The following is a 26,240-nucleotide window of genomic DNA, read 5'->3' on the forward strand; positions in this document are numbered from 1 at the left end:
GCCGGGCCGCGGGCTTAGGACGCGCCGGCAGCCGTTGCGTCGCGCCACAGCAAGCCCGCGTTCATCTCGTGCACGCTATTGATGCCCAGCATTGCCATGTTGCGGTCCACTTCGGCGCGCAAAAGATTGATGGCGTGGGCGACACCGGCCTGGCCACCCACCGCCGCCGCGTAGTTGAACGGCCTGCCCACGAACACGAAGCGCGCACCCAGCGCCAGGGCCTTGAGCACATCGCCGCCGCGCCGCACGCCGCTATCCATCATCACGGTCATGTCACCCGCCGCGTCCACCACGCCGGGCAGCGCGCGCAGCGGCGAGATCGCGCCATCCAGTTGGCGTCCGCCATGGTTGGACACGATCACGCCGTCCACGCCATGCTGCCGGGCCAGCGCCGCATCTTGCGGATGCAGGATGCCCTTGATGATCAAGGTGCCCGGCCATTGCCGCCGGATGCGGGCCACATGCTGCCAGCTGAGGTGATCGCGCGCGGTGAAGTCGCGCAATACCGACGCGGATACGATTGGCGCGCCGCGCGTGGCGAACGAGTTTTCAAAGTGCGGCATGCCGTGCGCCATCAGCGTGCGCAGGAACGTGCCCGCCAGCCAGCGCGGCCGGGTCAGGCCGTCCCACGCCAATCGCAAGCTGGGCTTGAGCGGCGTAGAGAAACCGGTGCGGACATTGTTTTCTCGGTTCGCGGACACTGGAATATCCACAGTCAGCACCAAGGTCTCGTAGCCGGCGCGCCGGGCGCGTTCGACCAGCGCGTCGATCTTGGCCGGATCGCCCGGCAGATAGGCCTGGAACCAGGTGCCCGGCGCTTGCTGGATGACTGCTTCCAAGGGGATCAGCGAGGTGCCGCTGAGAATGGCCGGAATGCCGGCGTCGCGCGCGGCGCGGGCCAGCACCACGTCGCCGCGATAGGCCGACAGCGCGCTGATGCCCATCGGCGCAATGCCGAAAGGCGAGTCGTAGCTGCGTCCGAACAACTCGGTGCGCTGCGTGCGCTTCGACACGTCGACCAACACACGCGGCGCAAAACCGTATTGCGCGAACGCGCGTCGGTTGTCGTGCAGGGATTGATTGTCTTCCGCCGCGCCCGCCACGTAGCCGAAGATGGGGCGGGGCAGGCGTCGGCGCGCAGCGGCTTCAAAATCGTCCAACGACAGCATTCGGGCCAGCGCGCGCGGCAGCGGCTGTGCGGCAGTCGCCGCCGATGGGGCGGGCGGAGCGGCCGAGGTCGTGGCTGCGTTGCCCGCCGAGGTGTCGGCAGGAGTCATAGTCAGCGTGGATGTCGTCATGGCAGTAGGGCGTCGGAAGAAAGACTGGACCTGGGAAAGTCCGTAATCTACCGACGCAGCATGACTGCGAAAAGCGAATAAAAGGCGACGAACTTATTCGCTTTTAATGAATGACCCGGCCAGGGTCAGCGCATTCAACGATGCTTGGGCAGGGCCAGCAGTTCGCCCATGCGCACCGGGCCCAGCACCGACGGCGTGTCGGCCCACCGGATCTGGTCCGGGCCGAACAATACGATGGCGGTGGACCCCAGCTTGAACCGGCCCATTTCCGCGCCTTTTTCCAGATGAATCGGCGCGCGCGCGGCGGCGTCATAGCGCACCGCTTTTACTCGGCGCTTATAGGGCGTGACCAGGCCGGCCCACACGGTTTCGATCGACGCAACGATCATCGCACCCACCAGCACCAGCGCCATCGGACCATGCTCGGTATCAAAGATGCAGACCACGCGTTCGTTGCGCGCGAACAGGCGCGGCACGTTGCGCGCCGTCAGTGGGTTGACCGAGAACAAGCGGCCAGGCACATGGATCATTTCGCGCAGCGTGCCGGCCACCGGCATGTGCACGCGGTGATAGTCCTTGGGCGACAGGTAGACCGTGGCAAATTCGCCACCTTGAAACGGCGCGGCTCGCTCAACGTCGCCGCCCAGCAGGTCAACCAGGCCGTAGCTGTGGCCTTTGGCCTGGAAAATGCGGCCTTGCTCGATGGCGCCCAACTGGCTGATCGCGCCGTCGGCCGGACAGAGCACGGAACCGGGTTCGTCGTCCAGCGGGCGAGCGTCGTCTTTCAGCGCGCGCGTGAAGAAGTCATTGAAGCAGTCGTAGGCCAACGGGTCTTCTTGCAGCGCTTCGCGCATGTCGACGCCATACTTGCGGACAAAGCGCGAAATCATCCAGTTCTTGACCGCGGGTTCCCGGCAGTCTGAGGCGTATCCGAAGAAGCGCGACACCAGGTGATGGGGCGCAAGATACTGGCTGGCGAGAAATAGTTGTTCTTTGATCGTCATCTACGAGCGCTGAAAAAACGCGTCCCGCGGACAGCGGGACGGGGTTGAAGGCCGCCTCGCAAACGACGCATCAAGGACGCGTGCGGGCAATTCGCGGGATTGTATCGCGATCAGGCGGCTTTGGCGGCCAGTTTGGTTTTGTAGAGCCAGTCCTTGTAGTCGTCCAGGTCGCCATCGAACGGACGCACGGCGCCGTCGGCCACGATGATGAACTCATCGGTGGTGGCGCGCAGCAGGTGGCGGTCGTGGGATACGAGCATCAAGGTGCCTTCGAATTGCGCCAGCGCGGTAGTCAGCGCTTCACGCGTTTCCAGATCCAGGTGGTTGGTGGGCTCGTCAAGCAGCAAGAGGTTGGGGCGCTGCCAGACGATCAGCGCCAACGCCAGGCGCGCCTTTTCACCGCCGGAGAACGGCGCGATCGAGCTGGTGGCCATGTTGCCGTTGAAGTTGAAGCTGCCCAGGAAGTTGCGCAGTTCCTGTTCGCGCACCGTGGGCGCCAGCTTCGTCATGTGCCACAGCGGCGATTCGTCGTGGCGCAGCATTTCGACCTGGTGCTGGGCAAAGTAGCCGATGGACAGGCCCTTGTTGAATTGCGTGTCGCCGGCCAACGTGGTGAGGTCGCCGGCGATGGTCTTGATGAACGTGGACTTGCCCGCGCCGTTGATGCCCAGCAAGCCGATGCGTTGCCCGGCTTGCAACGAAAAGTTGATGCCGGACACGATGATCTTGTCGGACACGGCCTGCGTGTCTTCGCATTCCACGCGGTAGCCCGCGCTGACCTTGTCCATGGTCAGCAAGGGGTTGGGCGCGCGCAGCGGCTCGCGGAATTCAAACGAGAATTCGGCGGCGGCACGCAGGGGCGCCATCTCTTCCATGCGGGCCAGCGCCTTGATGCGGCTTTGCGCCTGGCGTGCCTTGCTGGCCTGGGCCTTGAAGCGGTCGATAAAGGATTGCAGGTGCGAGCGTTGGCGCATCTGCTTTTCCATCATGCCTTGCGCCAATTCCAGTTGCGCGGCGCGCTGGCGTTCAAACGACGAATAGTTGCCCGAGTAGCGGCGCAGTTTGCGTTCGTCGATATGGACGATGACGTTGACCACGCCGTCCAGGAAGTCGCGATCGTGCGAGATGACGATCAGCGTGCCGGCATAGCGCTTGAGCCAGTCTTCCAGCCAGATGATGGCGTCCAGGTCCAAGTGGTTGGTGGGCTCGTCCAGCAACAGCAGGTCGGACGGGCACATCAGCGCTTGCGCCAGGTTCAGGCGCATGCGCCAGCCGCCGGAAAAACTGGTCAGCGGCAGGTGCATCTGTTCTTGCGTGAAGCCCAGTCCGGTCAGCAGTTGTTCGGCGCGCGAGTGCACGGTGTAGGCATCTGCGTCGGCCAGCGCGGCGTAGATGTCGCCCATGCGCAGGCCGTTTTCGGCGCTTTCCGGTTCGGCTTCCAAGGCGGCAAGTTCGGCTTCCAGCTTGCGCAAGGTGACGTCGCCGTCAATCGCGTATTCGATGGCGGGGCGGTCCAGCGCGGGGGTTTCCTGCGCCACGTAGGCCATGCGCCAGCTGGACGGGTAGTCCAGGTCGCCCTGGTCCGCGTGCAGCGTGCCGCGCAACAGGCCGAACAGGCTGGACTTGCCGGCGCCGTTGGCGCCGATCAGGCCGATCTTGTCGCCGGGGTTCAAGAGCAGGTCGACCTTGTCGAGCAAGGGCTTGACGCCGCGCATGAGTGAAACTTGTTGGAAGCGGATCATGAATCTTGGGGCAGGGGGGTGGCGCGGCAAGCGCGCGGCGTGGCTCCCGCCACAAGGGGCGGCGCAAAAAAGGGAACCGGGCGAGTTCGCGCGCAAATGCCTGGGTGGCCGGCGCCGCGGCCAAAGGCAGCGACAAAACATCGGCAAGACAATAACCAAACAGCGGCAGGACAGCGGGCGCGAATAGAAAAAAGACACGCCCCAGGGTAGGGGCGTCGTCCAATCGTGGGCGCTATTGTACCGGGCCGCGCGCCTTGGCGCAGCCGGCGCTGTGCCGTGAGCAGGATTCGAGCGGGATCCTGGCAGGATTCAGACGTGTTTTGCTCTGATTGTTGCGGCAAAACAGCAGCATATTGCCCGCGTGCTGGCTTTGGGTCGTCAGAAGCGGGCTATGCGCCCGCGATGGCGGCAGCCAAAGCCAAGACGCGCTCGGCCTCTTGCGCATGCAGGTTTTCAACCAGCGCCCCGTCCACCACGGCCACGCCCAAGCCTTGGGCCTGGGCGGCGCGCCACGCGTCCAGGCGCTTGTGGGCAAGCGCCACTTCATCGTCGGTCGGTGCAAACGCCGCGTTGGCGGCCGCGATCTGCTTGGGATGAATCAGCGTCTTGCCGTCGAACCCCTGGTCGCGCCCCTGGCGGCAGGTGGCGGCGTAACCGGCGTCGTCGTGTAAGTCCAGATGCACGCCGTCCAGCACCGCCAGGCCGTGGGCCCGCGCGGCCATGACGGCCATCGACCGCGCCAGCAATGTTTCTTCGCGGCCCGGGGTGTGGCGCGCGTGCAGGTCCTTGACCAGGTCCGACGTGCCGACCACGATGGCGGCCAGCCTGGGGTGGCCGGCCGCAATGGCGTCCAGGCGCAGAAAGCCCAGCGGCGTCTCGGCCATGGCCCACAGCGGCAGATCCGGCGGCGCGCCGGCGGCATCCAGCGCGTCGGCCAGGGCGTGCAGCTGCGCGGAGGATTGCACCTTCGGCAGCAGCACGGCGTCAGCGCCCGCTCGCGCAATGGCTGCTACATCGTACAGCCCCCAGGGCGTGTCCAGCGCGTTGATGCGCACGATGCACTCGCGCCGGCCATAGCCGCCCGCCGTCAGCGCCGCGGCCACTTGCACGCGCGCCTGGGCCTTGGCATCGGGCGCGACGGCGTCTTCCAGGTCAAGAATCAACGCGTCGGCGTCCAGGCTGCGGGCCTTGTCCAGCGCACGCGCGTTGGCGCCGGGCATGTAGAGGACGGAGCGGCGGGGGCGGATGGCAGAAGTCATGAAATCGGGAAGGATCGGCTCAGGGTTTGGAATTGCCCACGACCTGCACGGGCGTGGTGCAGACATAGCCTACGCCGTACACGGTGCGGATGCCCATGTCGCCGCCCGCCAGCGCGCGCAGTTTGCGGCGCAGGCGATGCATGTGGGCGTCCAGCCTGTGGGTGTCGTAGGCGTCGACGCTGGCGCCTAGCGCTTCGACCAGCCGCCCGCGTGATAGCGGCAGTGGCGCGGCCTGGATCAGCGCGCCGATCAAGCGGCATTCGGTGTCGGTGATGTCCACGCAGACGCGCTCGGGCGAAACCAGCGTGCGGCGCGAGGGATCAAAACGCCACGCATCGGATTCGGCATCGTGCATGCCTGTTGCGGGCACCACGCGCAGCCGCCGCGACAACGACACCAGGGTGGCGCCCAGTTCGGCCAGGTTGACGGGCTTGGTCAGATAATGGTCGGCGCCCAGGCTCAGGCCGGACACCTTGTCTTCGCTGAGCAGGCGGCCGGTCAGCATGATGATGCCCATCGATGGATAGCAGGTCCGCAGATGCGCAATGCGGGTGAAGGCGTCGCCGTCGGGCAGCATGGCGTCCAGCACGAGGATGCCCGGCGTGACGGTCAGCAGCAGTTGGTCCAGTTCGGCCAGCGATCCCGCGGTCAGGATGGCTTTGTCCAGCCCCAGGTCCTGGATGGTCTCGACGATGGTGTCGCGCCAGTCACCGTGATCGTCGACAACGATAATGGTCACGGCGGGGTACGCGCCGGCGTACGCACGTGACGCGATCCAAGGGCAAGCACGCGGGTGGCTGCTGACATGCTGTGGCTATCTGTTTTGGGAAAAGAGTCCGCTTGCGCGGGCACGTGGCCGGCCAGATACGTTTCGTATCGTGGCGCCTGCGGAGAATATCACCAACGACGTTGCGGCGGCGCGGCAAACTTGGCGGATGCCATCCGGGCGGCGCCAAAACCGTGCCTGATCAAACTTTGCGCAGCCCGTTGCGCATCCCCCAAAAGGCCGCCCGCCTTGCATCGGCGGCTGCCTTATCCACAGAAATTGTGGATAAGGCGCGACCGGCTGGCGCCATCCGATTTATGTAGGCAGGTATTCGATCGGCACGCCCGCCGGCACCTTGCGCATGCGGTCGCGCTCGATGCGCGCCGAGGCGAAACGGGTCTTGCGGGCGGCCGCATTTTGCAGCAACACCGACAACACCGATCCCTTGTCCTGGATCCATTGCGTTTTGCCCCGCAGCAATTTCATCGCGCTCTCGGCGCTGCCCAGGCGGTACGACATGGCGTTGATCTGCACCGAGGTCTTGCCGTCGAACGCCGCGGGCTCGTGTTCCGTAATGGCGGCGGCGTCCAGATTGCTGCTTTCGTGATCCACACGGTAGATGAACTTCAAGCCGCTGTGCGGGTCTTGCACCACCAGCAGTTTTTCGGAGCCGGAAATATCGGACAGCATGCCGATGACCGGGGATTCAACCAGCTGGTTGCCGCGCTGTTCTTCGGTGTAGATGAATACGCTGTGGCGCGATACGGAAAGGGCGGCGGGAATAAGGGGAGAGCTGTCCATACCTGACTTGAAAGTGGCGGCCCGGACAACGGCGTCCGGCAATCTGAAGAGGCTGGCGCGTACGGTCAACGCGGCCATGCCGACGCGCATGATACCAATTGTTTCAGATGTTTGCCGAAGCAGCGGGAATTTGATGAGGGGAGCGACGAGCGCGATTCTACGATGCGCGTCGCTTGCCGAACATGGGGGCGCAAGCGCAGAATTCGGCGCATGAAAACAGACGTTGTGGTTCTGGGCGCTGGCATTGTCGGCGTCAGTACGGCCCTGCATCTTTTGGCGCGCGGCCGTTCGGTGGTGCTGCTGGACCGAAAGGGGCCGGGCGAAGAAACCAGCTATGGCAACGCGGGCCTGATTGAACGGGCCAGCGTGATTCCGTACGCCTTTCCCAGGGATTGGCGCAGCCTGTGGCGCTATGCCCGCAACAACACGCCCGACGTCAGCTACCACGTGCGCTTTCTGCCGCGCATTGCGCCATGGCTGCTGCGTTATTGGTGGCATTCGTCGCCAACGCGGCTGGCGCGTGCGGCCGAGGCGATGCTGCCGCTGATCGAGCGCAGCGTGGCCGAGCACGACGCGCTGAAAGACGACGCGAATCTGGCGCCGCTGTTTCGCCGCAATGGCTGGATTGACGCCGCGCGCACCGAAGCCGGCCTGGCGCAGGCAATCGCCGACGCCGAGGCGCTGGCGCCGTATGCGCTGAACTACCGCGTGCTGGACCGGCAGGCCTTGACGGCGCTGGAGCCGTCCCTGTCGGCGCGGGCGGTGGGTGCCGTGCATTGGCTGGACCCCGTCAACGTGTCGGATCCCGGCGCCGTCACGCGCGGCTACGCGGCGCTGTTTCAACAACGGGGCGGGCAACTGGTACGCGGCGACGCCCGCACCCTTCAGGGCTCGGGCGCCGGGCGTTGGCAGGTGCAGGCCGATGACGGCCGGATCCAGGCGCGCGATGTAGTGGTGGCGATGGGCCCGTGGTCGCTGGATATTCTGCGGCCGTTGGGCTACCGCATTCCCATGGCGGTCAAGCGCGGCTATCACCAGCACTTTGCGCTGGACGCGGGCGCAACGTTGTCGCATCCGGTGGCGGACATCGACAGCGGTTTTGTGGTGACGCCGATGACGCGGGGCGTGCGACTGACCACGGGGGCCGAGTTTGCGCATCGGGATGCGCCGCCGTCGCCCATCCAGATCCAGCGTACGCGGGTATTGGCTGGGCAATTGCTGCCCCTGGGCGCGGCGGTGGAGCAGGAACCGTGGATGGGTTGCCGGCCTTGCATGCCGGACATGAGGCCGGTGATCGGCCCCGCGCCTGGGCATAAGGGGTTGTGGATGGCCTTCGGCCACGCGCATCATGGCTTCACGTTGGGCCCGGTGACCGGCAAGCTGCTTGCCAGCCTGATCACCGGCCAGACGCCAGACATGGACCCCGCGCCTTACGCATTGCGCCGCTAAGCAAGCGGCAGGGGTGGCGGTGGGGCAGGGCAGTCGCGTTGACGGCCCCCCCCCGTGGGCGTGTGTTTACGCCGTACCGGCCACTTTCAAACGGCGCTGGCGCACCGCCTGTGCCAGCGTTTCCAGCACCGGTTCGGTCTGGCTCCAGCCCAGGCAGGCGTCGGTGATCGACACACCACGGCGCAGCGGTTGGCCGGGCTTCAGATCCTGGCGGCCTTCTTCCAGATGGCTTTCGATCATGACGCCGGTGATGCGCGCATCGCCTTGCGCCAGCTGCGCGGCGATGTCGTTGGCCACGTCGATCTGGCGCAGGTGCGACTTGTTGGAGTTGGCGTGCGAGCAGTCGATCATGACCTGTTCGCGCTGGCCGGCGGCGCGCAGGGCGGCGCAACAGGCGTCGACGCTGGCTGCGTCATAGTTGGGGCCTTGCTTGCCGCCGCGCAAAATCACATGCGTGTCCTGGTTGCCGCGCGTCTCGAAAATGGCGGCCATGCCCATCTTGGTCATGCCCATGAACGCGTGCTTGGCACTGGCGGCAACCATGGCGTCGGCTGCGATCTGCACGCCGCCGTCGGTACCATTCTTGAACCCCAGCGGGCAGCTCAGGCCTGAGCTCAGCTGGCGGTGGCTGGGGCTTTCGGTGGTGCGCGCGCCGATGGCGCCCCAGGCGATCAGGTCAGCGATGTACTGCGGGCTGAGCAAGTCCAGGAATTCGGTGGCAATCGGCAAACCCAGGCCGCTGATGTCCAGCAACAGTTCGCGCGCGCGGCGCAGGCCCTCGTTGATGCGGAAGCTGCCATCCAGGCGCGGATCGTTGATGTAACCCTTCCAGCCCACCGTGGTGCGCGGCTTTTCAAAGTACACGCGCATGACGATCAGCAGGTCTTTCTTGTGCTGATCGACGGCGGCGCGCAACTGGCGCGCGTAGTCCATGGCCTGGCCATGGTCGTGAATGGAGCAGGGGCCCACGACGATCAGCAGGCGGTCGTCGCGGCCGTGCAGCACGTTGGCGATCTGCGCGCGGCTTTCCTCGACCAGCGTCTGGATAGCGGTGGATACGGGCAGTTCGTCCTGCAGGAGCGCGGGCGAAATCAGGGGACGAACGGCGCTGATGCGGGTGTCGTCGGTGCGCGTGTTGTCCTGGGTCGAGTCGGCCGTGCCGACCTCGCGGTCGTGCTGGGGGTCGTCAATGCGGGTCAAGGGAAGCTCCGTGCCGTGGTTGCGCAAGCTGCGCAAGATGCGTAAAGGCGGCCATTATCGCACCCGCGCGCCCACCCCCGGGCGGCGGGGCGGCGTCCGTCTGGACGAGCCGGTGCGTTGTGCGTGGACAACGGGACGAGGCAATTGCGGCCAGGGTGTTCTTAAACCTACGCCTATCGGCCCGGAAATTGCCTTAGCCCTTTGCCGCCGACGACAGAGCGCAAGTGAATGCCGTAGCATGGGAACCCGAACAGAACCAGCGGCCGCCTGCCAGGGCTCGACCTATAAGCTAGGACGAAAACGAATGCCAAAAACCGACGCCGGAGCCGCTCGACGAATTCTTCTCGTTGAAGATCACCCCGTTGAACGCGCTTATCTGCAGAACATGCTGCTGGCGTTGGGATATCGGCGGGTTGCCGGATTGGGCAGCAGCACGGAAGCGGTCAGCGCGTTAAGCCGGCAGTACTACGACCTGGTCATCAGCGACATCGTGATGAGCGACGGCGACGGCACCCACATGCCCAACGAATTGCGGCGCCTGGTGGATGTGGGCCGGCTAAAAAGCATGCCTCCCATCATCTGGATCAGCAGCCTGAGCGAAGAGCTGTTGCAGTCACATGTACGGCTGGCGCTGCAAGCCGGCTGCCCGTCGGCGCAGGCGCTGTCCAAGCCGGTATCCCGCACGGCCATGCACCAGGCCATCAAGGCCGGGCTTGCCGCCGAGGACGTGACGACGCCCCAGCACCCATCCATCCGCCGCGAAGTGGTCGAGGCCGAACTTGGCCGGGCCTTGATCACGGGCGTGGGCATGAGCGTGGTGTTGCAACCGCAAATGAGCCTGTCCACCGGCAAGGTGCTGGCCGCCGAAGCGCTGTCGCGTTGGGATCATCCCGAGCTGGGCGCCATATCCGCCGTGGATTTTGTGCCGGCCGCGCATCGCCTGGGCATGGATCGCATGCTGTTTCTGCGCGTGACGGATCGCGTGCTGGAGGTGCAGAAAACGCTGCACGCCGAAGGCATCGCCGTGCCCATCGCCATTAACGCATCGGCGTCCACGCTGTGTTCTCGCGATATGCCGGCCGTGCTGGAAAAGCGCGTAGCGCAGGCGGGACTGCCGGCGCGCTTGATCAAGATCGAACTGACCGAGGACGAGCCCGTCAACGATTGGCTGGCGCTGTCTTCCGCGTTGAATCTGCTGCGCGTGCGCGGCTTTGAACTGGCCATGGACGACTTCGGCGCGGGCATCGCCTCGATGCGGCTGTTTTCCGCCATGCCTTTTACAGAACTCAAGATCGACCGGGACTTTATCGTCCACATGCACCGCGAAGCCGCATCGCGCGCGGTGGTGGCCGCGGCCATCGAAATGGGCCGGGTGCTGGGCCGGCGCGTGGTCGCCGAAGGGGTCGAGCAGGAACGCGACCTGCAACTGCTGCGCGAGCTGGGTTGCGACGTGGCCCAGGGCTATGGCCTGTCCATCCCCCTGGAGCAGCAAGCGTTCATCGAATTCTGCCGCCAGCACTGAAGCGGCCGGCGGCGGGCGGGGCAATCAGATGCCGGACACGTCGATGTCGCCGGGATAGTCGATCGAGAACTTCAGAACGGTCTCGCGCGATTTGCCCGGTTCAAGGTCCCAATTCCAGACCAGCTTGCCGTCTTCTTCGCGCTTGATGTCGCGGTCGGCGGGCGAGAGCAGCTTGACGACGATTTTCTCGTTGCGCGAGACGGGCAGGCGGTCCTTGAACGACACCTGTTCCTTGGTGGCCTTGTTGTTCTTGACCGTGATCTTGTATTCGTACGTCACCCGCTTGCCGCTGCTCGAAAAACCCGTGCTTTCGGTGTAGCGGTTGACCAGCTGGCGCTTGATCGAGATGCCGTCGTCGGCGCCCATCGCCAGTTCGACCTTTTCGCCCGGCATCACCGCCTTCATGGCGCTGGACGCGACAAACGCGTCGTCCAGGAAGGTGTTGAGCGGGCCGGCCAGGAACGGAAAATCGGTGTTGTTGCTGGCCTGCGCCGTCAGGAATACCGCTTCGCGCAGCGCGGGCGTGGATTGATATTGCAGGGTGGCCGGCAGCTTGGCGGTTGCGATCGCCACGCGCTGGGTAGAGTTGTCCGAGGGAAGCGTGGCCGGGTTCTGGATCTGGAACGAGGCGCTGGTGGCCTCGTTTTGTACCTGCGCGGTGCGCACGTCGATCGGTTCCGGCATGACGTCGGCCTGTGCGCTTTCGGCATAGGCCTGGCTGGCGCCGCGCGGCGCGCGCTTCATGGCCATTTCGCTGGATACGGCAGGCGCGGGCGCGGCGATGGGGCGCGGCGGCGGAGGCGGTGGGGCGGCCACATCGATAATCCACGGTTGCAAGGTCGGCGCGCCACCGCCCAAGGCGGGCCGGGCAGTGGACAACGTCAACTTGACGTTGTTCCAGTCTTCGCCGGAATTCTGGCGAATGACGCCGAAGTAACCCAGATCCACGCTCCGGTCGGCGGGACGCAGGCGGGCGTCATAGGCAGGCGTCCAGCGCGCGCCGCCGACGGCGTACGACACTGCCAGGTCGACCTTGCCCGCACGCGCCAGGTTGACCCGCAACGTAACGGTCTTGGTGCGGCGGCTCATCTGGCCTTGCACCACGTTCAGCTGGTTTTGCAATGCGGCAAGCTCGCGTTCCAATGCTTCTTTGCGCGTTGCGACCTGACGCAATCCGGCCAGTGCCTTGGCCAGGCTGTCCGCGCTAAGCGTCTGGATGGCCTTGAGTTCTTCCAAGGTCAGCCGGGCGCTGTCCTTGGAGGGTTCGGTGGCGCCGCGCTGCATCATCAAGACCAGCTCGCGCTGGTTGTCCAGCACGGCGGCCTCGTCATCCAGCTCGGCCATCTGGGCTTCCAGCTTGCGCACCTGCTCTTGCAAGGCGCGAACGCGTTCGTTGGCCGTGTCGGCGTTGAAGGCGTCGCGCACCTTGACGTCCAGCAACGAAGCCTGGCCGGTGCTTTTGGCCGACACTTGCAGGGAATTCTCCTGCAACGATGCCGGCAGGTTTTCCAGGGTCAGCTCATGCTCGCCCGCCGCCAACTCGCTGGTGGCCGAGCGCGTGACGACCGCGCGGTCCTGATAGACCGTCACCGCGCCGATGGCGGAGGTCAGCGCGGCGGCTGCGCCCAAGCCGGGAATCGTTGCAAGGGCCAAGGCCAGGAGAGTACGTCGCACGGGTTCACCTTTGAAAAGGTTGATATCTGAAGCTGCGTCCCGGCTCAGGGACGGATCAGCGGTAGCGCAATTTACTCTGGTGTCCAAGGCGCGGGCTTTACAGAAGATGACAAACGCGACAGGGCACTACGGCGGCGATGCGGCCGGCTGCGCGCGTTCGGGATGGGCCAGTTGGCGCAGCAACGACACGGCGTTGCCTGCGGCCATGGAGCGGTCATGGCGGCGGTAGGCCATGTCCAGCAAAGCGTGGGGGGCGTCGCCCTTGATGGGGCGATACTCAATGCCCTGCGCGCCCATGTGGCGCATGGCGGCGGGCACGATGGAAATGCCGACGCCGGCTGCCACCAAGCTGACGATGGACGCCATTTGCGGCGCCTCTTGAATGACGCGCGGTGCAAAGCCCGCGCGCTGGCAGGCGGACTGGATGGCGTCGTACAGGCCGGCGCCGATGGGGCGCGGGTACAGCACGAAGTCCTCATCGGCCAGCGCCGCAATCGGTACGCTGCGGCGGCGGCTTAAGGCGTGATCGGGGGGCAGGGCGACCAGCATGGGTTCGTCCAGGACGCGTTCGGATTCGAACTCCGCGTCCAGCAGGTAGGGCGGCCGTACAAAGGCGATGTCTACCTCGCCCACGCGCAGCCCGCGCAGCAGTGAAATGGTGTTGCTTTCCGTCAAGGTGATGCGCACGTCGGGATAGCGGTCGCGATAAGCGCGAATGGCGCGAGGCAGGTACGGGTGGAATACGGCCGATGCCGTAAAGCCCACGGTAATCGCGCCGCGCTCGCCTCGTCCCAGCCGCCGGGCCGTGTCTATCGCGCGGTCGGCGCTGGCAAGAATGGCGCGGGCGTCTTCCAGGAACTGGGCGCCGGCTTCGGTCATCTCGATGCCGCGGGGAAGCCGGAGAAATAGCGGTGTGCCGATTTCCCGTTCCAGCTGCTGAATCTGCTGGCTCAACGGCGGCTGGCCAATTCCCAGGCGCGCCGCTGCCCGCGTGAAATGCAATTCTTCGGCCACCGCCGTGAAATAGCGCAGATGTCGTAATTCCATCGTTTTAAAGTATGGACGGTAGGGGTTTCATATATTGGACATATCAAGGCGAAAAGTCTACTTTTGGTCTGCGGGCGCGTCGCCCGCTTGTCTTTCAGAGATTTCCCATGTCTGCCCCTAGCGCCAGTTCTCCCACTCCCACGCCCGCCCCTTACCTGGCGCGCGGCACGCCAGAACTGCATCGCGCGCAATGGGCCTTGTTCGCAGCCGGCTTTTCCACGTTTTCGCTGTTGTATTGCGTGCAGCCGCTGATGCCGCTGTTCACTGGCGCCTTCGGCGTGTCGCCCGCGCAAAGCAGCCTGGTCCTGTCCTTGTGCACCGGCTTGCTGGCGATCGCGATCTTCTTTGTTGGCCTGTTCTCCCAAGCATTGCCGCGCAAGCGCGTCATGGCCTGGTCGTTGCTGGCTTCCGCCGCGCTGGGCACCATCGCGGCCGTGGCGCCCGACTGGCACAGCCTGCTGGCGCTGCGCGCGCTGCAAGGCGTGGCGATGGGCGGCGTCCCCGCCGTCGCCATGGCCTACCTGGCCGAGGAAGTCGAACCGGACACGCTGGGCTTCGTGATGGGCCTGTATATCAGCGGAAGCGCGTTTGGCGGGCTGTCCGGCCGCGTCATCACCGGGCTGGTCTCGGATCACTTTGGCTGGCGCGCCGCGATGGGCACGCTGGGGGTCGTGGGCATCGTGGCCGCGGCGCTGTTCATGTGGTTGCTGCCCGCCTCGCGCCGCTTCACGCCGCAACGCGGGCGTGGCTGGGCCGGTGTGTTGGGCGATGTGCGGGCCGGTGTCGGCGCGCACCTGAAGAACGGGTCCTTATGCGCGTTGTTCGCCATGGGCGGCCTGCTGATGGGCGCGTTTGTCACGGTCTACAACTACGTGGGCTTCCGCCTGCTGCTGCCGCCGTTTTCGCTAAGCCAGACCTTCATCGGCTTCATCTTCGTCGTGTATCTGGTCGGCATCTTTGCCTCGACGTTTTTCGGCCGCCTTGCCGACCGCCACGGCCGGGGCGCCATGCTGTCCGCCGCCACAGGCCTGGCCTTGGCGGGGTTGCTGCTGACCTTGTCGGACTCCTTGCCCATCCTGATCGCCGGTATCGTGGTGTTTACCTTCGGCTTTTTCGCGGCGCATGCGGTCGCCAGCGGCTGGGTGGGCCAGATGGCCCGAGGCTACAAGGCACTGGCTGCATCGCTGTACCTGCTGGTGTATTACGTGGGGTCCAGCGTGCTGGGCGCCTGGGGCGGCCACTTCTGGGCGGCCCAGCAATGGCCGGGCGTGGCCGCGATGGCCGGCGGTTTGTTGGCATTGGCATTGGCCATCAGCGCCGGCCTGGCCTGGCGCACCAGCGGCGCACGTCGCGGGGACGCCGGTCAACCGGCTTGATTGCGCGGCTGAACCTGCCGCCCCTTGTGATCCACAAAGATCACACCCTTGTCCATTCCAGCGTAGCGATAGAAGTAGCGGGCGCTGGACTTGACGGGGCGCGTGTCGTAGGCGGATAGGTCGGCGCCCGGGGTGCATAGGCGTTCGACTTCTTCTGGCCAGCGAAAGGTGCTGGCTTTGTGTTTGATCCAGCGGTCGAGAAGAGGCTTGAGGGTGAAGAGGTTGAAGAGGATGTCGTAGATGTTGAAGATATCGCTCCATCCGCCCGTTCTGGTGACGTTGTTGTCACCGGTGGGTTTACGGACAAGGCCTTGCTCGACAAATTTTGGGTCGGCTTGAATTGCCTTCAGCCCGTGCTCCATATAGCGGCGGATGAACTCCAGCCGGTGAAGGTTCTTGTCGAAGAACGTCTGATCATGCACGTCAAAGTCGCCTCCGACGATAAACGGCCTTTTACTCTTTCTGATGCTCTCGGGATCCTGGGACGGCATTTGCATCGTCTCAAGATAAGGCTGCGGGAAACATAAGCGTAGCGTGTAACCGTGCCCGAATTCGGTGTAGGGCCGCACATCGCGCCATGGCAAGTGCAGCACCGTATCGCCATAAGAGACGTGCACCAATTGCGCTTGCCGATTAAATCGGATGCGCGACATGGCAGAATTGGTTCCTAACCATAAACCCGCCGCCGCCATCAGTAAAAAAGGAATACAGATGAGGGCGCCCTTGTGCTGGTACTCCCCGAACAGGGGGGCCAGAATGAACACGATGGTCACGGACATGGACACGCCAAGCGTCGACAGTTGCAGCAGAAAGGTAATCTGCCCTTCCATGCGCGGCTCAATATATTGCTCGTTGAACTGCTCTGGATCGGACACGTCTTCGGTCAGCCATAGCTGCTCCGGATCCATGGCGTAGCGAATGTCGGGCAGGGCGGCGAAATACAAGCTTTCGTCGAGACGTGCGCATTGACGCTTGAATTCGACTGCGGCGTCCGGGATGGTGGCGGGGTCGATGGCGCGAAGCTTTTTCACCATGACGAGCTGGCCTCCATCTCGTAGTCGGCGTCCGTGAAACCATTGGGGCGATAGTTCACCGTCGTCGTGCCGAACAGGGCGTTCGTGGCAATTTTGACGACGCCGACACCGTTTATCACGGTCACTCGGTCCGGGTCGTCGTAACGCACCTCGCGGCCTGAGAACTCGCCCAGGCGCGGGGCCTGCTGCTGGCTGATCGAGTACTGGCTGATTTGCGACCGCCATCCTGGCAAGAAGACGGAAACCGAACGGACGTCGTCCGGCACTCCTAATACCGTCGCTAGCCCCGATTTGAGGGAAGGAGCCAAGACCTTCATTACGTCGATGTCGTTTTGCATGCTGGGCGCCTGGAACAAGCGATGGAATTCTTGCAGCTCTTCTTCATCGCTAGCAAAGGGCTCAAGCCCGCCTGGCATGCCCCATACGCTACGTCGGATCCATGTCTCGACCCTCGCCTCGTCGACCGTGGTTTGGTGGAGGTGGCGAAGGCCTAGATAAAGCGCTTCGATTCCAAGAAGGATCCACCCGATCGTGCCGGAGTTAAGCCGAGCCACTCCAGTTGTGCCTTTCAACAGTAATGAGCTTGATCTGGCCAATCTATTTACCTCCCAAGGACGTAATTTTCCCCACAGGTGCAAGAAGCCAATCCCCCCAGCGGCAAATTGCACTGAGCCACTGACGAAGCTGATGGTCGCCACTTGGCCGCGCTCTTGCACGGCGGCCTGCCACCAGTCCTTTGCGCCAATCGCGATTGCGGCCACAGCAGCCACCCCAATCGCTCGCAATTCCCACTTCTTGGCCGCCCCATCAAACGCAGCAGCCACCCCCGTCTCCCCCCGCACCTTCGCCAAGTCCCGCTGTTTCTCGAACCAAAACCTCGTCATCGTCGCCCCAGCCGCGCCCACCCCCAAAACCTTGCCAGTCGCATTCAGCGCATTCCCCAAAGTCAATCCATCCTCACGCCCCAGCGCCTTGAATGCTTCGCCCGCGCTGTAGACCGTGGCGAACGCCGCGACGCCGCCTAGCGCCAGGCGGGGGGTTGTGCCAGAAGCGCAAGCGCCCGGGCAATTTTCGGCATTGCTCCACGCGCTCCTGCACGTCTTCGGTGTCATACAAGGTGACAAGGGTCTGCACGGCGCGGTCGACGGTCTGTGGACGAAAGCCGTTGACGCCGGTGAGGCCCATGCTGTTTCGCACCCAATTGCCCACTTCGCGCAGCGGTACGTCGTGGGCGCGCGCCAGGGCGCCGTCCAGCACTTCCATGATCGGGCGGTACACACTGGTCCAGAATGCGCCGGGCGATTTCAATTGGCCGTGCGCGACCAAGGCGCCCAGCATCACGCTCAGCTGACTGGATGCGCCGTCCGCCGGTAGCGTCTCCAGCACTTTTTGCAGCGCGGCCAAGGACGCATTGACCGCTGCCTGGCGGACGGTGCCGCTGGCCAGCTTGGCGTAGCTGACGACTTCCGGCGCGCCCAGCACGGCTTTTTGCAATAAGCCCACCGGGCCGTCGGGTTCGACTTGCGCCAGCAAGAAGTCCTTGCCGGCTGTGCAGTGGATCAGGGCGGGCAGGGTGTGCCCCGCAAGGCAGCGCAGGTCCAGATAGCCCTGGGTGTCGGGCGCGTGCACGTCGACGATGGCGTCGTAGGCTTTGCGCTGGCTGTTGAACAACGCCCAAAGATCGGCGGCGGCACGGACGACGTCGTCGGCGTGCGCTTGCAGCTGCTTGGGGTGGTGTTCGACGAAGTGGGCGCGTGCGGCATTTCGAGCGTGCATAGTGCGCTTGCGGTACGCGGCCAGGCGCGCCTGGTTGGCGCGGTCGCGAGAGGCCAGGACGTCCGGGCCGGTGATACCCGGCCCCATGGCGCTGCCGATAGGGTCATTTCGGAGGGTTTGGTGTCCGGCCTCATCGCCGGCCAGATTGCCCAACTGATCGATCATCTGGGACACCCGCAGCTTGTGAGCCGCGTCGGCGCCGTAGGTCTGCAAATCCGCCAGCCTGCTGCCCACCAGCATGTTCAATTCACTTAGCATCCCGGCCAGATCCTGCACGACAACGGCTTGGGGTTGGATGTCCGTGCGGGGCCGCGTCGCGGCCGTCATGGCGTTCTGGGTGGACAGGACGCCGTCGGTGTGTGGCCGGCTTTCACTCCAGGGATACTGGCGCAGCACGGTCTGGGACAGCTCGCGGACTTCTGGCAGCAAGGTAGCGGGAAAGACGTGCGCTTGCTTGCCGCCCGCAATTTTTACGGGGGTGGCCAGCAGGCTGCGCCAAGTTTCTTTGTTGTTTTCAATGGCCCATAGCGCGGCGTGGCTCAGTAGCGTGTCGCTGACCATGACATGCACGGTCTCGTCTTGCAGGTCAGGAGGCGCAAGCAGGTAGCGCGCTGCGCCCGTTTCGTCCGGTACGGCCGCGCGGCCCGGCACGTCGCCTTTGTAGTCGGCTTCGGTCCACCAGATAGGCGCGAAGCGGATGTTGTCTGTGACCTGATAGTGGATCGTCCACATGCGTCCGCTCTGGCGCACAAACAGGTAGACATAGCTGCGTGGCCGCAGTACCCGCAAGCCGTAGGCTTTGCCCTCGCTCAACGCCGGATAGCCGACGGTACTTAGCGTAGGGAACACCTTGGCATCAAAGGGCTTGTCCGTGATGCCATAGCGCAAGGGATACAAGGGGATGCCACGCTGGCAAGGCGGCGGGGATATCGCCTTGCCCAGTATCTTGGCGCTGGGGTGGGGCGGTTGCAGCGCCTTGGGACATTGCAGATGAATCATGATTGCGTTCCTGATGCCATCGCGGCGGTGATCGTGTTCAAGCGGTGTTCAGCGTGGTTCAGGCGCAACAGCCCGGATTCGTCGCGGCGGGCCAGATTGGCGCGCAATTCGGCATCTTTCTCGAATGGCAATTGGGGAAAGTAGAGGCGCAATTCGATGTAGTGATGAATGTCGCGTTCGAGCCGCAGGTTGATCAGCCCGGCTTCGTCGGTAAACAGCGCGATCTGATGCAGCAGCTTGGCGTGGGCGGCCGGGTGCTTGGTCACCATATCGGCAGGCACGTGGCGGCGCACGGCCTCGCGCATGAAGCAGGCAAAGCTGGCGCGGTTGACCGCGTCTTCCTCAGCCGCCGACAACGCAAAGCCCCTAGGGTCGGGCGCGGTTTCATTCGGAACAGGAACATCGGCTTGCAGCCATAGCGCGCCCGCGTCGTCGGCGGTGCGCCAGATCAGCCTTTGTATCGGCCCCAGCAATTGCGCCAAGCGATCGGCAGGCAGACCTTCGCAAAGCTCTTCCAACTGGCGCGTGGCCGTCAGGTTGAATCGCATGGGCAAGCCATCGGGCGCCCGCATCAGACGCAGGTGCTTCAAGTGTGCACTTGCCGGCGCGTCATCGCCGGCAAACAACAGCACACCCATTTGCCTGGGGGCCCAATCGTCAATAAAAGCTTGCAGCAGCGGCGCGGTGACGGGCGTCAGCAACGGACCATGGCGATACCCCGGCGGCTGGTATTCCCAATCGGTGCCGCGCCATAACCAGTGACGATCCACGCCGGACTGCAATGACGACACCTCGTGTTCCAGCGTGGCAGACTGTGCGCCATCCAACCAAAGCCAGGCAGAGGCAGAGCCGTAGCCAGGGCAAGAATCCGTATCCGCGCTCGCGCGATCGTCGGCCAGGCTGTCCATGCTGGGCGCTTGCACGACGCGGACGGTTTGACGGGGCCAGCCGGCATGTTCCGGGAAGGACATCGTCAGGCTCCTTGCATGCCGCAAGGGCAGGGCACACGCGGGCAGGTGCCGTCGGCGCGCAATGCGCAGAGCAGGTCCATGGCAAGCCCCGGGGTAGCGGCGCCCGCCATCGACGGGCCGCTGGCTGCGCCGGATTGCTGATTGATGGGCCCTTTGAATACAAGGGCGCCTGCGTCCAGCGTGATGCCCGAATCGTCGATGTTGATGGTGCCGCCCGGCCCCTTGATGACCACGCTTTGCGCCGCCTGCAATTCCAGTGTCACCGTCTTGCCCTCGATCCGCTCGCCCGCATGTACCTGAAAATGCCCCTGGACCTTATGTTCCACATGCCCGCCCGTTTCGATCCAGTGATTGGCCACCGTCTTGTCGCGCCGGTTGTTGCCCACGTCTTCCGTGCGGTCGCGGCCGGTGGCGATGGTGTGGTTGCGGTCGATGGTCAGGAAGTCGTCCTGGCCGATGGTGTGGCGGCGGTCCTGGCCGATGTGGACTTGTTCATCGCTGCCCACCGATTCGCTGCGGTCGTGGCCGATGGTGATGGTTTCGTCATGCTCGACCTGTTCGCTGCGGTCGTTGCCGACGAAGGTGGTCTCGTTGTGGTTGACGTGGATGTTCTGGTCTTTTTGCGCGTGAACGTAGATCTCTTCCTGATCCCGTTCGTCTTCAAAGCGCAGCTCGTTATAGCCCTCGCCCTTGTGGGTCTGGCTTTTGATCGTCATGCGCGTTTTGTGGCGCGGCAGCTCGTAGGGCGGCGGGTTGATCGACCGGTGCGTTCTGCCCGTGACGATCGGCTGCGAGCTATCGCCATCCAGAAAGCTGACGATGACTTCCTGGCCGATGCGCGGGATGGCCATGTGGCCCCAGCCCGCGCCCGCCCAATTTTGCGACACGCGGATCCAGCACGAGCTGTGTTCGTTGTTCTGCCCCAGCCGGTCCCACGGAAACTGCACCTTGATGCGGCCGAATTCGTCGCAATAGATTTCTTCATTGGGCGGGCCGACCACGCTGGCGATCTGCGGGCCGTCCACTAGCGGCTTGCGGCTGGGCGCGGGTTTCCAATCGACCTTGTCGGGCACGATGTCGGCGGTGTAGCCGTAGCGCGTGCCTTGTTCAGCGCCCGCGCCGTCTTCTTCCTGGCTGCTGTGCTGGATGCCGTGGTGGCGCATGCGCACTGGGCGCCAGCCGTGATTCCAGTCATCACGCGGGTGGCCGGTCAGGTCGAACGCCACGCCGGGAATCAGTCGCGCATCGTCGCCGTGCACCTGGGCCATGCGCGCATCGCGGCGCAAGCCCAGCAGGCGGCTTTGCGTGAAGGGTTTGCCTGCCTCGTCGCGCTTGTAGCGGCCGGGGTAGTCGTAGCGCTCGTAGCGGCCGTCTTGGTGTTGCAGGTCGGCGGCGACGTGCGTGTGTTCCTGGTCGTACTGCGGGTGTGTGTAGGTGTAGTCGCGTTGCGTCTGGCGGGCGGTACGTAGCTGTTCGGTGTAGACGAAGCGATGCAATGCGGGCTGGTGTTGATCGCCGCCTGGCGTGGGGTTGTAGAGGACCGGCCCGCCGGCGATCTCGCCATGGATGTAGATGCGGTCGCCGTGGATCAGGCGGTGGGAATTTTCGGTATGGGCGTAGCGGTGAAAGTAGCCCTCTTCGGCGGCCAGGCGCGCCACGAAATCCAGATCGGTTTCGCCGGCCTGCACGCAGTATTCGCGCACCAGGTGGTGGTTGGTGGTGACCTGTTCGTAGTCGGTAATGCCATGGCGCTTGAAGACATCGGCCAAAATTTCCGGCACGGACAGTTGCTGGTAGATGCGCCAATCCGAACACAGCGCCGCGCGCGCCAGCGACGGTTCGACCACGGCGCGGTAACGCGTGCGCCGAAAGCCGGTGTCGCCTTGCTCGAAGGCCGTGACGATGCCGTGCACGTGGCGCACGGGCGCATCGCCCCGCCATAGCGTGAACAACGCTGTTTGATCCAGCAGCGCGCCAAAGTCGATGGCGGGGTCGAAGCTGGATAGTTCAAGGTCCAACCGATAGGTCTCGGACAGCGCCTCGTCCAGCGTGAATTCAATAACGTCGAACGCCACGCCACGGGCAGCGGGCACGAAGGTAAAACGCAGGTCGGATGAGTGGGCCATGGCAGGGCTGATGCAACATCCGTGCCAAGCCACGAGCCAACAAAATAAAGCCTTTCAGATCATCGACTTGCGTAAAAATCAGGAGGCTTACGTCAAGCGTGCACCAGCCGATGGGGCTCGAATTCCCGAGTTTTTCCCACGAATCAGGCCAAATCTGGCTCGATAAAAAATAAGCATCTATGAATCAATGGCTTAGAGTGGGCCAGATTTGGCTCGATCGGGTCAATTCTGGCCCGGCGCCTTCGGCTGGCCGCAAACGGCCCGCGCCAAGCCGTCAAACCTCGGTCTTGAACGCCGCTTGCGGCGGGATGGCCGCCGCCTCGCCACGGGCGGCCAGCGTTGCGTCCATGCCTCGGCTCAGCGCAGACAGCAGCAGGTGCGGCGCTACGTTCAGCTGTGCCAGCAGCACGCTGCTGCGCGCCAGCCGGGTCAGCGCGTGCGGCTCCAGATCGGCCAGCCACTGACAGGCGCGCGGAGACATCTGCATGCCGGCCAGCGTCGTGGCGTCGCAGGTGCGCGCCATGCGTTGCAGCAGCAACAGGTACATCAGGTTGGTTTCGTGGATATCGCGCAGAAGTTCGGTCGAATTCGGCATCGGGCGCTCATCTCGTGGAGTCCGCTTGCCGGCCGCGACCGGAGCGAAAGGCGCGCGGCGTTCTGACGCGAACGTCTATTGCAGACCCGGGGCGGGTTGCCGTGCCGATATGGTCTGTCGATCATATTTAAGCCATCGGGACGCGTCAGTAATGGATTTCCCTTGTCGTCGGGGAGCCGGCCGACGTGCCGCAAAAAAGAAGGCGTCTCATTGCGCCGGATTGATGACCGCCTGCGCCGCGCGTATCCTCCACTAGCCAAGCCGGATGCTGGCGCGACGGCGCATACTGGCGGGTGCGGGATCATCACATGCATAACGCGCGCACAGCGATCAGTGCGCCAGGTGGACAAACCCGAGGCGCCGGACGGGGCAGGATCGGTAGCGTTGCGTTACCTTGGGTTTCGCCATCGCGGCGGGGCCCCGCAATACAGTACTGGCTGGTAAAGGGGCAGAAATGTTGAAGAAGCAGGATCGCGTATCCCTCCCGTGGACCGATACGCTCGCCCGTCTGGAAGATGAACGGATTATGTTGCAGCGCATTGCGGCCGGTATGCCGCTTGCGCACGTGTTGGAGCACGTACTGCACGCCATCGAGGCCCAGTCCAGCGTACAGCTGCGGGCCGCCATTGCGCTGGTGGATGACACCGGAAAATATCTGGTGCACACCGCCGCTCCCAGTTTGCCGCCCGAGTTCAGCGTGGCAGTGCAGCGCACCGCCATTGGCCCGAACATGGCCTCGTGGGGCACCGCGGCGTACACGGGCAACCCCGTGTACGCCGAGGATATTGCGTCGCACCCGGACTGGGAGCCCTGGCGTGAGCTGGCCCTGGCGCACGGACTGCGCGCCTGCTGGTCCACGCCCATCAAGGCGCCGGACGGGCGCCTGCTGGGTGTGTTTTCGAATTACTACGGGGTGGCGCGCTCGCCGTCCGCCCATGACATCGACGCCATTGCGCTGGTGACGCGCAGCGCCGCGCTGGCCATTGAAAGGCACCTGACCGAAGCCGCCCTGCGCGCCAGCGGCGAGCGCTGGCGCGCCATGTTCGACGGCATGCAAGAGGCCTTCTTTCTTAGCGAGGCGTTGCGCGACGAAAGCGGCCGCATCGTGGACTTCCGCTTTTTAGAGGTCAACCCGGCCTTTGAACGTCAAAGCGGCATGAAAGAGGGCGACACGCTGGGCCATACGCTGCGCGAAATGATCCCCGGCGTGCCGGGCCAGATCATGGACGCCTTCGCCCAGGTCGTGGAAACCGGGCAGCCCACCCAGTTTGAATTTGCCGTGCCCGGGCCCAAAGAGGCGTGGTACGAGGCCCGCGCCCGCAAGGACGGCGATGATTGCATGATGGCGTTGTTCCTGGATGTGACGGCCCGCAAGGCCGCTGAAACCGAACTCTGGGAAGGACAACATCGCAAGAATTTCCTGTTGTCGCTGGTGGACCGCATGCGCGAATTGCACCATCAGGCAGAGATCGAATATGCGGCTTGCGCGGGGCTGGGCCAGCACCTGGCGCTGGGTTTGGTCGCCGTGGTGGACTGGCCGGGCGACACCGAGCCGGCAACGCTGTCCGCTTGTTGGCGGTCCGAGTCTGACCTGGCAACGCGCGAAGCGCTGTCGCCCGAGCAGCTCGGTGAAGAATTCCAGGCGGCGATGCGCAAGGGGCGCACGGCGCATTTGCAACCCATGGTGGCCGAACAGAATGGTGAAGTTCGGCCGTCCGCCATCGTGGTGCCCATGCGCCGCTGGGGTCGGCAGGACGGGGCACTGTGGGTACGCCCGCAGGCAGGCAGCCGGCTCAAGCCGGGCGACATTGCCTTCATCGAAGAGGTATCCGAACGTTTGTGCGACGCGGTCGAGCGCTCGCAATACGCCCGCACGCTGGAGCAGCGCGTGGAGGACGCCATCGCGGAACGCGACCGGATCTGGCGCTTGTCGCCCGAGTTGCTGGCGGTGGTGGACGGGCAGGATCGTTTCGTCAGCGTCAACCCGGCCGTGCGGCCCATCCTGGGCTGGACGCCGGAACAGTTTCTGTCCATGGGGCTGACCGAATTGATCCACCCGGACGACCAGGCCGCCACGCGCGCGGCGATTGCGCAGGCCGCCCAGGGCAACCCGACGCAGGCCGTGCGCCATATGGAAAACCGGCTGCTGACGCGCGAGGGTACGTATCGGTGGATTACCTGGAGCATGTCCTGGTCGCAAGACAGCCTTTACATGACCGGGCGCGACGACACGGATTTGAAGGTGCAGGCCGAAACGCTGCGCGACACCGAACAGGCGCTGCGGCAGTCTCAAAAAATGGAAGCCGTGGGCCGCTTGACCGGCGGCATCGCGCACGACTTCAACAACATGCTTCAGGGCATCACGGGCGCCTTGTACCTGATCCAGCGCAAGCTCGCCGCCGGCACGCCGGAGCAGGCCCAGCGCTTCATCACCGTGGCGATGGATTCCGCGAACCGGGCCGCGCACCTGACCCAGCGGCTGCTGACGTTTTCGCGGCGCCAACCCATTGACCCCAAGCCCTTCAGCGTGGCGCCCACGTTGCAATCGATGGCCGACCTGTTCCATCGCTACACCGGCGAACGGGTGCAGCTGCAATTCAATCTGCAACCCGATCTGTGGACGGTCAGTTGCGACCGGAACCAGTTTGAAAATGCGCTGCTCAACCTGGTCATCAACGCCTGCGACGCCATGCCCAATGGCGGCACGCTGACCGTGGCCGCCAGCAATACGCACCTGGACGAAACCACGCTCCGTCCGTTTCCCGGCATCAGCCCGGGGCAATTCGTGGAAGTGTCGGTCAGCGACGTGGGTTGCGGCATGCCGCCAGACGTGTTGGCCCACGCGTTCGACCCCTTCTTCACCACCAAGCCGCTGGGCGAGGGCACCGGCCTGGGTTTGTCCATGATCTACGGCTTTGCCAAGCAGGCGGGCGGTACGGCCACGCTTGAAAGCAGCGTGGGCCAGGGCACGACCGTCCGGCTGCTGCTGCCCCGCTATGAAGGCGCGCCCGACGCCACGCTGCGCCACGAACCCGCCGCGCACCGCGCCCAGGATGCCGCGAATCCGTCGGTGGTGGTGGTGGTGGAAGACGACGCCAATGTGCGCGAGATGGTGCGCGAATGCCTGGCTGAACTTGGCATGCAGGTGTTGACGGCCGCCGACGGGGAGGCGGGGCTGGAACTGGTCCTGCATACCCACGACATGGACTTGCTGGTGACGGACGTGGGGCTGCCTGCCCTGAATGGCCGCCAACTGGCCGATGCGGCGCGCGCCGCGCACCCGGGGTTGAAAGTCTTGCTGATGACGGGCTACGCCGAAAGCGCGGCGCGGGGCGGGGGCTTTCTGGAGCACGGCATCGAGCTCATCGTGAAACCGTTTTCGCTTGAAGTCCTGGGTGAACGTGTGCAGCGGATGCTTGATGAGTCCCGCGCAGACGCAGAGAACGCTCGTCCGGCGTAGTCACACCGGCCCGGTGGCGTGCGCGGCCTCGCCACCGGGCTGCTGTCCCCCGCTGCATGTCCCCACTGCATGTCCCCACTGCAATCGCCGGTAAAAAATACCCGGTCTGGCAACAGACCAGGCGAGTAGCGGTGCCGCAAG

General features: G+C 64.6%; 19 protein-coding genes. 4 read left to right on the forward strand and 15 right to left on the reverse strand.

Translation table 11 applies throughout. The features are described 5' to 3' along the window. Positions 1–14: 14 nt before the first annotated feature. The 6 genes from DVB37_RS13100 to DVB37_RS13125 all read right to left on the reverse strand — a co-directional run bounded on the left by DVB37_RS13100 (position 15) and on the right by DVB37_RS13125 (position 6,870). Positions 15–1,169: an alpha-hydroxy acid oxidase gene (locus DVB37_RS13100; RefSeq protein WP_162941326.1), complete on the reverse strand. Its 1,155-nt coding sequence runs from the start codon at positions 1,167–1,169 to the stop codon at positions 15–17. Between the two features lie 263 nt (positions 1,170–1,432). Next, positions 1,433–2,302: an archaetidylserine decarboxylase gene (gene asd / locus DVB37_RS13105; RefSeq protein ID WP_120155488.1), complete on the reverse strand. Its 870-nt coding sequence runs from the start codon at positions 2,300–2,302 to the stop codon at positions 1,433–1,435. Positions 2,303–2,412: 110 nt separating this feature from the next. Then, positions 2,413–4,044 (reverse strand): ATP-binding cassette domain-containing protein, encoded by a 1,632-nt coding sequence (locus tag DVB37_RS13110; RefSeq protein ID WP_120155490.1) that lies wholly within the window; start codon positions 4,042–4,044, stop codon positions 2,413–2,415. A 389-nt stretch (positions 4,045–4,433) separates the two neighbouring features. Next, entirely contained in the window at positions 4,434–5,303 is an 870-nt protein-coding gene (locus DVB37_RS13115; RefSeq protein ID WP_120155494.1) for a CoA ester lyase, read from the reverse strand. Positions 5,304–5,322: 19 nt separating this feature from the next. Beyond that, on the reverse strand, positions 5,323–6,042 hold the full coding sequence (locus DVB37_RS13120; RefSeq protein WP_046806276.1) for a response regulator transcription factor: 720 nt from the start codon (positions 6,040–6,042) through the stop codon (positions 5,323–5,325). A gap of 342 nt (positions 6,043–6,384) precedes the next feature. Continuing rightward, on the reverse strand, positions 6,385–6,870 hold the full coding sequence (locus DVB37_RS13125) for a hypothetical protein (RefSeq protein WP_046806321.1): 486 nt from the start codon (positions 6,868–6,870) through the stop codon (positions 6,385–6,387). 210 nt (positions 6,871–7,080) lie between these two features. Between DVB37_RS13125 and DVB37_RS13130 the strand changes: the two genes are divergently transcribed. Beyond that, positions 7,081–8,319: an FAD-binding oxidoreductase gene (locus tag DVB37_RS13130; protein ID WP_120155498.1), complete on the forward strand. Its 1,239-nt coding sequence runs from the start codon at positions 7,081–7,083 to the stop codon at positions 8,317–8,319. 66 nt (positions 8,320–8,385) lie between these two features. Here the strand turns inward: DVB37_RS13130 and DVB37_RS13135 are convergent, their stop codons facing one another. Next, positions 8,386–9,519, reverse strand: coding sequence for a 3-deoxy-7-phosphoheptulonate synthase (locus DVB37_RS13135; protein ID WP_120155501.1), 1,134 nt, complete (start codon positions 9,517–9,519; stop codon positions 8,386–8,388). 304 nt (positions 9,520–9,823) lie between these two features. Between DVB37_RS13135 and DVB37_RS13140 the strand changes: the two genes are divergently transcribed. Continuing rightward, on the forward strand, positions 9,824–11,041 hold the full coding sequence (locus DVB37_RS13140; RefSeq protein WP_120155504.1) for an EAL domain-containing protein: 1,218 nt from the start codon (positions 9,824–9,826) through the stop codon (positions 11,039–11,041). Between the two features lie 24 nt (positions 11,042–11,065). Here the strand turns inward: DVB37_RS13140 and DVB37_RS13145 are convergent, their stop codons facing one another. Together DVB37_RS13145 and DVB37_RS13150 are read right to left on the reverse strand one after the other, a co-directional pair. Continuing rightward, positions 11,066–12,715, reverse strand: a complete 1,650-nt coding sequence (locus DVB37_RS13145) for a mucoidy inhibitor MuiA family protein (protein ID WP_240434104.1) — start codon at positions 12,713–12,715, stop codon at positions 11,066–11,068. A 126-nt stretch (positions 12,716–12,841) separates the two neighbouring features. Then, positions 12,842–13,762: a LysR family transcriptional regulator gene (locus tag DVB37_RS13150; protein WP_104143951.1), complete on the reverse strand. Its 921-nt coding sequence runs from the start codon at positions 13,760–13,762 to the stop codon at positions 12,842–12,844. Between the two features lie 107 nt (positions 13,763–13,869). Here DVB37_RS13150 and DVB37_RS13155 point away from each other — a divergent pair, with 107 nt between their 5' ends. Next, on the forward strand, positions 13,870–15,138 hold the full coding sequence (locus DVB37_RS13155; protein ID WP_120155509.1) for an MFS transporter: 1,269 nt from the start codon (positions 13,870–13,872) through the stop codon (positions 15,136–15,138). On the opposite strand, the gene DVB37_RS13160 is transcribed toward DVB37_RS13155, so the two are convergent. The 6 genes from DVB37_RS13160 to DVB37_RS13185 all read right to left on the reverse strand — a co-directional run bounded on the left by DVB37_RS13160 (position 15,126) and on the right by DVB37_RS13185 (position 22,639). Then, on the reverse strand, positions 15,126–16,172 hold the full coding sequence (locus DVB37_RS13160) for a hypothetical protein (protein WP_120155511.1): 1,047 nt from the start codon (positions 16,170–16,172) through the stop codon (positions 15,126–15,128). The genes DVB37_RS13155 and DVB37_RS13160 overlap by 13 nt on opposite strands. Next, positions 16,166–17,122, reverse strand: a complete 957-nt coding sequence (locus DVB37_RS13165) for a hypothetical protein (protein WP_162941208.1) — start codon at positions 17,120–17,122, stop codon at positions 16,166–16,168. The genes DVB37_RS13160 and DVB37_RS13165 overlap by 7 nt, the downstream gene beginning before the upstream one ends. Positions 17,123–17,129: 7 nt before the next feature. Further along, positions 17,130–18,947 (reverse strand): toxin VasX, encoded by a 1,818-nt coding sequence (locus DVB37_RS13170; protein WP_120155517.1) that lies wholly within the window; start codon positions 18,945–18,947, stop codon positions 17,130–17,132. Then, the gene (locus tag DVB37_RS13175) at positions 18,944–19,918 is read right to left on the reverse strand and encodes a hypothetical protein (protein WP_120155519.1); all 975 of its coding nucleotides are present in this window, start codon (positions 19,916–19,918) and stop codon (positions 18,944–18,946) included. Before DVB37_RS13175 ends, DVB37_RS13170 begins: the two co-directional genes overlap by 4 nt. A gap of 2 nt (positions 19,919–19,920) precedes the next feature. After that, positions 19,921–22,044, reverse strand: a complete 2,124-nt coding sequence (locus tag DVB37_RS13180) for a type VI secretion system Vgr family protein (protein ID WP_120155522.1) — start codon at positions 22,042–22,044, stop codon at positions 19,921–19,923. 274 nt (positions 22,045–22,318) lie between these two features. Continuing rightward, the gene (locus tag DVB37_RS13185) at positions 22,319–22,639 is read right to left on the reverse strand and encodes a flagellar transcriptional regulator FlhD (RefSeq protein ID WP_120155524.1); all 321 of its coding nucleotides are present in this window, start codon (positions 22,637–22,639) and stop codon (positions 22,319–22,321) included. A 454-nt stretch (positions 22,640–23,093) separates the two neighbouring features. On the opposite strand from DVB37_RS13185, the gene DVB37_RS13190 reads away from it, so the two are divergent. Next, positions 23,094–26,099 carry a PAS domain S-box protein gene (locus DVB37_RS13190; RefSeq protein WP_120155527.1) on the forward strand — a complete coding sequence of 1,002 codons (3,006 nt, stop codon included), beginning with the start codon at positions 23,094–23,096 and terminating at the stop codon, positions 26,097–26,099. The last annotated feature ends 141 nt before the right edge of the window (positions 26,100–26,240 follow it).

The sequence above is a fragment of the Achromobacter sp. B7 genome, from assembly GCF_003600685.1.
In the GTDB taxonomy this organism is placed as follows: domain Bacteria; phylum Pseudomonadota; class Gammaproteobacteria; order Burkholderiales; family Burkholderiaceae_B; genus Achromobacter; species Achromobacter spanius_B.

Bases quoted from the DNA above. Each gene is read 5' to 3' on its own strand.
- DVB37_RS13180 (WP_120155522.1), bottom strand. From the start codon at position 22,044: ATGGCCCACTCATCCGACCTGCGTTTTACCTTCGTGCCCGCTGCCCGT.
- asd (WP_120155488.1), bottom strand. From the start codon at position 2,302: ATGACGATCAAAGAACAACTATTTCTCGCCAGCCAGTATCTTGCGCCC.
- DVB37_RS13190 (WP_120155527.1), top strand. From the start codon at position 23,094: ATGTTGAAGAAGCAGGATCGCGTATCCCTCCCGTGGACCGATACGCTC.
- DVB37_RS13130 (WP_120155498.1), top strand. From the start codon at position 7,081: ATGAAAACAGACGTTGTGGTTCTGGGCGCTGGCATTGTCGGCGTCAGT.
- DVB37_RS13175 (WP_120155519.1), bottom strand. From the start codon at position 19,918: ATGTCCTTCCCGGAACATGCCGGCTGGCCCCGTCAAACCGTCCGCGTC.
- DVB37_RS13125 (WP_046806321.1), bottom strand. From the start codon at position 6,870: ATGGACAGCTCTCCCCTTATTCCCGCCGCCCTTTCCGTATCGCGCCAC.
- DVB37_RS13115 (WP_120155494.1), bottom strand. From the start codon at position 5,303: ATGACTTCTGCCATCCGCCCCCGCCGCTCCGTCCTCTACATGCCCGGC.
- DVB37_RS13140 (WP_120155504.1), top strand. From the start codon at position 9,824: ATGCCAAAAACCGACGCCGGAGCCGCTCGACGAATTCTTCTCGTTGAA.
- DVB37_RS13100 (WP_162941326.1), bottom strand. From the start codon at position 1,169: ATGCTGTCGTTGGACGATTTTGAAGCCGCTGCGCGCCGACGCCTGCCC.
- DVB37_RS13170 (WP_120155517.1), bottom strand. From the start codon at position 18,947: ATGATTCATCTGCAATGTCCCAAGGCGCTGCAACCGCCCCACCCCAGC.
- DVB37_RS13150 (WP_104143951.1), bottom strand. From the start codon at position 13,762: ATGGAATTACGACATCTGCGCTATTTCACGGCGGTGGCCGAAGAATTG.
- DVB37_RS13110 (WP_120155490.1), bottom strand. From the start codon at position 4,044: ATGATCCGCTTCCAACAAGTTTCACTCATGCGCGGCGTCAAGCCCTTG.
- DVB37_RS13160 (WP_120155511.1), bottom strand. From the start codon at position 16,172: ATGGTGAAAAAGCTTCGCGCCATCGACCCCGCCACCATCCCGGACGCC.
- DVB37_RS13155 (WP_120155509.1), top strand. From the start codon at position 13,870: ATGTCTGCCCCTAGCGCCAGTTCTCCCACTCCCACGCCCGCCCCTTAC.
- DVB37_RS13185 (WP_120155524.1), bottom strand. From the start codon at position 22,639: ATGCCGAATTCGACCGAACTTCTGCGCGATATCCACGAAACCAACCTG.